Source organism: Leisingera coralii (assembly GCF_049056525.1).
GTDB classification, from domain to species: Bacteria; Pseudomonadota; Alphaproteobacteria; order Rhodobacterales; family Rhodobacteraceae; genus Leisingera; species Leisingera coralii.
This window is the reverse complement of record NZ_JBHUPT010000107.1, coordinates 1-5,034: the sequence shown is the minus strand read 5'-3', so window position 1 is coordinate 5,034 and position 5,034 is coordinate 1. Positions and strand designations below refer to the sequence as shown.

Annotated in this window: 6 protein-coding genes and 2 pseudogenes; 6 read left to right on the top strand and 2 right to left on the bottom strand. The window is 57.9% G+C overall.

Annotation, left to right across the window (positions count from 1 at the left end):
• The first annotated feature begins 68 nt into the window (after positions 1 to 68).
• The 4 genes from ACFMBG_RS23570 to ACFMBG_RS23555 all read left to right on the top strand — a co-directional run bounded on the left by ACFMBG_RS23570 (position 69) and on the right by ACFMBG_RS23555 (position 3,196).
• The gene (locus tag ACFMBG_RS23570) at positions 69 to 392 is read left to right on the top strand and encodes an H-NS histone family protein (RefSeq protein WP_421057085.1); all 324 of its coding nucleotides are present in this window, start codon (positions 69 to 71) and stop codon (positions 390 to 392) included.
• 489 nt (positions 393 to 881) lie between these two features.
• On the top strand, positions 882 to 1,022 hold the full coding sequence (locus ACFMBG_RS23565; RefSeq protein WP_421057084.1) for a hypothetical protein: 141 nt from the start codon (positions 882 to 884) through the stop codon (positions 1,020 to 1,022).
• A gap of 181 nt (positions 1,023 to 1,203) precedes the next feature.
• Positions 1,204 to 2,817: a thiamine pyrophosphate-binding protein gene (locus ACFMBG_RS23560; RefSeq protein ID WP_421057083.1), complete on the top strand. Its 1,614-nt coding sequence runs from the start codon at positions 1,204 to 1,206 to the stop codon at positions 2,815 to 2,817.
• A 145-nt stretch (positions 2,818 to 2,962) separates the two neighbouring features.
• Complete coding sequence (locus ACFMBG_RS23555) at positions 2,963 to 3,196, top strand: DUF6429 family protein (protein WP_421057082.1); 234 nt, start codon at positions 2,963 to 2,965, stop codon at positions 3,194 to 3,196.
• 17 nt (positions 3,197 to 3,213) lie between these two features.
• Here ACFMBG_RS23555 and ACFMBG_RS23550 read toward each other — a convergent pair.
• A pseudogene (locus tag ACFMBG_RS23550) lies at positions 3,214 to 3,436 on the bottom strand (IS66 family transposase); the annotation flags it as partial.
• 106 nt (positions 3,437 to 3,542) lie between these two features.
• Here ACFMBG_RS23550 and ACFMBG_RS23545 point away from each other — a divergent pair.
• Positions 3,543 to 4,136, top strand: coding sequence for an EF-hand domain-containing protein (locus tag ACFMBG_RS23545; protein WP_421057081.1), 594 nt, complete (start codon positions 3,543 to 3,545; stop codon positions 4,134 to 4,136).
• A 131-nt stretch (positions 4,137 to 4,267) separates the two neighbouring features.
• Here the strand turns inward: ACFMBG_RS23545 and ACFMBG_RS23540 are convergent, their stop codons facing one another.
• Positions 4,268 to 4,438 (bottom strand): hypothetical protein, encoded by a 171-nt coding sequence (locus ACFMBG_RS23540; RefSeq protein ID WP_421057080.1) that lies wholly within the window; start codon positions 4,436 to 4,438, stop codon positions 4,268 to 4,270.
• A 262-nt stretch (positions 4,439 to 4,700) separates the two neighbouring features.
• On the opposite strand from ACFMBG_RS23540, the pseudogene ACFMBG_RS23535 reads away from it, so the two are divergent.
• Positions 4,701 to 5,034 (top strand): annotated as a pseudogene (locus ACFMBG_RS23535) (transposase); the annotation flags it as partial.

Sequence of the window (5,034 nt, the reverse complement as noted above, 5' to 3'; positions counted from 1 at the left end):
AATGCACACACTTGCTACTAACGACGATATCTGCTTTGACCAGGTACAATCAAAAACACAGGTGAAACATGGCAATAGATCTGAACGGGCTGAATGCGGCTGAACTCAATGCCCTGACCAAAGAAATCGAAGCCCGCAAAGTTGAAGTGGAAAAAGAAGCGAAGCAAAACGCCTATTCTGAAATGCTGGCCATCGCCGACAAACACGGTGTGCCCTTCGAAGAGGTGATTGCGTTTCATGGCGGCAAGGGCCGAAAGTCCGGCACAAAGGCACCGGCTAAATACGCCAATCCAAAAGACTCATCCCAGACATGGAGCGGCCGCGGGCGGAAACCGGCTTGGGTTCACGAAGCATTGAAAGCTGGCAAATCTATTGAGGACCTTGAGATCTGAAGATCCTAAGCCTTGGGTGCGCCACCCATCGAAACCATACACTTCCTGAAATGGAAAGTGCGTCGGCGGCGTCCAGCCGCCGCGCAACTTATTGGCTAATTGGAAGCAACGGCCCGGCGCGTTCCAACTGGCGAAAATGAGGGGGGCGGGCCACAGTATACTGTGACCGCTTCATGGAAACCCAATCTAAACCGCGATATGTTCGGCCCTTTGCGGACACTCGTCACCATCCAGCCGCAGCATTGCAGCGGTCGCCAGAGCGGCCATTGGCAACCAGGTGCAGCATTTCATCCCAAGCAATGCCTCCGCGGAACGTTGCTGCGGTTCGCCACACATGCAGCCTGGCCGCCTCCATAGGACCGCTTTTATGCAAACCGGTATTACCGGGTTTCGCGGACGGCGGAGACCTGCTGTTTGTGCATTTCGTAGCCGAGAGCTGTTTCGGGCTCGAAGCGAACTCGCAGCCGGATTTTGAAACTCGCCATGAATATGGCGGAAGCGATGATTTTCATCGGCAATCAAACAGACTGGTATTCCGCAGAACTGGCTTTGATCTATTTTCGTTCGATTATGAAGGAAGATCGATCGAAGTCATTTTCGATGCCGCCGATGGAACTTGCTGAATTATGAGATGTTCCCTTCAAGTCGTTTTACGCAGCCAACTTGCGATTATCACGCATCTTTGGCCAAAGTGATGCGTATTTCACCGGAAAATTCCCTTTGGAACGCTCAATTTTGCGCAAAATTCGCGCGGGTGAGCAGATACTAATACGAAGAAGCGCAGACGAAGAGACAATCGAGGAACCGCAACATGTACGTTTACCAATCCATCGCCCAATCCCTCTTCGACCATGGGCAGGGCACAATGTTCGGGCTGATGGGGGATGCGAACCTGTTCATGGTTGACCATTACGTGCGCGAGGGCGGCGGCACCTTTGTGCCGGTGGCCTATGAGGGCAGCGCGGTTCTAATGGCGCTTGCTTACGGCCGGGTGGCAGGCCGGGTCGGTGTGGCCACCGTGACCCACGGGCCGGCGCTGACAAACTGCGTCACTGCGTTGACCGAAGGCGCGCGGGGCCATGTGCCGATGGTGCTTCTGGCCGGTGACACCCCCGTGTCAAACCCGCACAATCTGCAGAATATCGACCAGCGCGAGACGGTGAAGGTGACTGGGGCGGGCTTCGAGCAGATGCGGTCGCCGGAGACGGCTTCGTATGACGTGGCCCATGCGTTCTACCGCGCCCAGGTCGAGAAACGGCCCATTGTGCTGAACATGCCCGCAGATTTCATGTGGCAGGAGGTTGAGCACGTGTCCCATGTCTTCCCCGCCTTCAATGCCCCCGCGTATGTCCCTGCGGGCGATGACCTGGACGAGGCGGTGGGCATGATCGCCAGCGCCAAGCGACCGATTATTCTGGCGGGCATCGGCGCCAAGGATTCCGTTCCGCAAATTATTGAGCTTGCCGACCGGCTTGAGGCCCCGCTGGCCACCACGCTCAAGGCGAAGGGGATGTTCAGCGGCCACCCCTATAATATCGACATCTTCGGAACGCTTTCCACACCTGCCGCCTACGAGGCGATTGACAAGGCCGATTGCGTGGTTGCGTTCGGCACAAGCCTGCACCAGTTCACCACCGACAAGGGGGCGCTGATGAAGGGGAAGCGGGTGGTGCAGATCAACGACACCGTCACCGAGGTCTCGAAAAACTATCATCCCCACGCGGCGCTCGTGGCCGATGCCGGGTTGACCGCCAAGAATATCATCTGGTGGCTGGACGAGGCCGAAATCCCCGGCAGCGGTTTCACAGCCGAGTTGGACATGGAGGTGCTGACAGCCCATCCCAAGGGCAACCCTGAAAAAGCAAACCCCGGATACGTCAATTTCGAATATGCGCTCGACCGGCTGGAAGAGGCCCTGCCCAAAGACCGCTTTCTCACCACTGATGGCGGACGTTTCATGACCGAGGTCTGGTGCCGTCTATCAGTGCCCGACGCCGAAAGCTTCATCGCGACAACCAATTTCGGCTCTATTGGGCTGGGCCTGCAAGTGGCTATAGGTGCGGGCTTTGCCATACCCGGCCGGCCCGTCATTCTCTTCACCGGCGATGGCGGCTTCATGATGGGCGGGATCAACGAGTTCAACACCGCTGTCCGGATGAAACAGGACCTGATTGTAATCGTGGCAAACGACAGCGCCTATGGCGCCGAGCATATACAGTTCCTCGACCGCAAGATGGACCCGGGTCTGTCCATGTTCGATTGGCCCTCCTTTGCGGACGTTGCAACCGCTCTTGGCGGTCAGGGGGTTCAGGTCAATTCTGCAGAAGACCTGGAAACAGCGATCCAGGCCATCGCAACCCGGGACGGACCGCTCTTGATCGAGCTGCGCCTCGACCCGAACGACGTGCCGCGAATGAGGCTCTAGCCTTTTGGCGAGGCATGCCCTCGGTTCGTCCACGTTCGGCAATTTCATTCCTTCGGAGTTGCTTGGTGGCTGATGAGGTTATTTTTGTATGCTTTCGGTGAAGACCGCGGTGCTTGCTGATTTCTAATGTGGTATTCGATGGACCATGGAAATCGACGAGGACAAGGTCGACGATGCGGTTCTAGCGCTGCTTTGGCTGACGCTGCATGAGGAGCGCCGGGCCTGGAAAAGCTTCGACTGGTCTGTGACGGATCGGCTATACCAGAAAGGCCTGATCCACGACCCGGTTAACCACGCCAAGTCTGTCATACTGACTGATGAGGGCCTGCGGCGAGCGGAAGTCCTGTTTCAGAGGTTATTCACGCGACCGCCTGAGTAGCTTTCGTCTCGCGCCTTTCAGTTCCGTGGGAGGAGATCCGGCGCCTGCGGTGTGCTCGTTCGGGGCACGGCCAGGCGAGGATATCAGACAGCCATGCCTGAGGTTAGTATCATCCAGTTTTGCCGTGAAGATCGGGGTATACATGAAGGCCGCGCGGGCGCCGTCGCGCTCGGAGCCAGCACAAAACTACGACTTCCGGCCGAGGGCCACTCCTCGCAGGGCCCGTTCCGGCCAGGTGTTCGCCGCCCTATGACCTCGGATGCAACGCAACATCAGGGCCGCGGCGAAGATATCCACCGACAAGATCGGCCCTACCGTCGCAGAGATTTGAACAAAGGACCTGACCATGAAGACGCTAATCCTCATCACAGCCATGATCGCCGCCGTTGCCTTGCCCGCATACGCCGGCGGCGGCCGCCTCAAGGCGATGGACCTGAACGGCGACGGCAAGGTGACCGTCTCCGAGGCGGTAGAGGCCCGGGTGGCCAAGTTCGACGGTGCCGACACCGACGGCAACGGCAGCCTGGACAAGGGTGAGCACACAGCGATGCTGGAGGCACTGAATAGCCAGCGCAAACGCGGCGGCGGCGCCAAGCGCACAGGCAATGCCGATCCCTTCTCCATCACCGATGCCGACGGCAACGGCAGCCTGGACAAGGGTGAGCACACAGCGATGCTGGAGGCACTGAATAGCCAGCGCAAACGCGGCGGCGGCGCCAAGCGCACAGGCAATGCCGATCCCTTCTCCATCACCGATGCCGACGGCAACGGCAGCATCTCCAAGGCGGAATTCCGGTCTGTCGCCGAGCAGTTCTTCACCCGCGTAGACGCGGACGGCAATGGCGAGCTAGCCAAGGAGGCCGGGGACGCAGAGCAGGCTTTCAGGCGCATTCGCGAGCAGGCCGAGGCTGCGCTTAGCCAGAAGGAAGCAGCGCGATGACCTGCAAATGCATGAACGCAGAACAGGTTTTGCAAGAACCCTACAGTCAGAGTGAAACTGCTGAGCAGCTTCGAGAGCAGATCAGGTCTCTGGGAGGTGTTCCAGCTTTTATGTGTGTGGAGGCAGGTGGGTCAGCCTTCGGCCTCCGTCTCGAGCTGAGCGGCAAGATTGTGGAGCGCAACCTTAAGACACTCAGGAGGGGTTTCTGAAATGGCCGCCGCCATTGCTCTGAACTCTTCTGCATACTTTGTGAAAACCGTCTTGGGTAAAATGCCGGCGGAGACCAGATCTTTGATGACCATGGTTGTTAGCTTGGAATTGGTAAAGCTGACAATTTCCGCAAATACCGCAGTTGGGTCGCCGGTGGGGTTACTTCCTGAAGGCAAAACTTCTCCTTTCGTTCAGTATTGGCGTATTTTGAAAAGTGCGCGCGGCCGAGGCGTGTGTAAAGCCTTTGTTGCGCGTCTTGTCCCTCCCCGAGCCCATTCCTCCAACTCTCTGACGCGCTCCCCTGAAAAGTCCGCGATTTGAAGTTAACCTGTTCTCCAAGCGAGGAGACAGACGATGCGGAAAAGCCGTTTCAGCGAAGAGCAGATCATTGGCATCCTGAAGGAGCACCAAGCCGGAATGGGGGCGAAGGAACTGTGCCGGAAGCACGGCATCAGCGATGGCACTTTCTACAAATGGCGTTCGAAGTATGGCGGCATGGAAGTGTCCGAGGCCAAGAGGCTGAAGGCTCTGGAGGTCGAGAACGCCAAGCTCAAGAAGATGCTGGCGGAACACATGCTCGACGTGGCCACGCTGAAAGAGATGCTGGGAAAAAACTTTTGAAGCCCGGTGCAAGGCGGAGAGCCGTGGACTGGGCCATGACAGAGAAGAACTACAACCAGCGGCGGGC

Coding starts and splice junctions, on each gene's coding strand:
- ACFMBG_RS23570 (WP_421057085.1), top strand. CDS start 69: ATGGCAATAGATCTGAACGGGCTGAATGCGGCTGAACTCAATGCCCTG.
- ACFMBG_RS23565 (WP_421057084.1), top strand. CDS start 882: ATGGCGGAAGCGATGATTTTCATCGGCAATCAAACAGACTGGTATTCC.
- ACFMBG_RS23560 (WP_421057083.1), top strand. CDS start 1,204: ATGTACGTTTACCAATCCATCGCCCAATCCCTCTTCGACCATGGGCAG.
- ACFMBG_RS23555 (WP_421057082.1), top strand. CDS start 2,963: ATGGAAATCGACGAGGACAAGGTCGACGATGCGGTTCTAGCGCTGCTT.
- ACFMBG_RS23545 (WP_421057081.1), top strand. CDS start 3,543: ATGAAGACGCTAATCCTCATCACAGCCATGATCGCCGCCGTTGCCTTG.
- ACFMBG_RS23540 (WP_421057080.1), bottom strand. CDS start 4,438: ATGGTCATCAAAGATCTGGTCTCCGCCGGCATTTTACCCAAGACGGTT.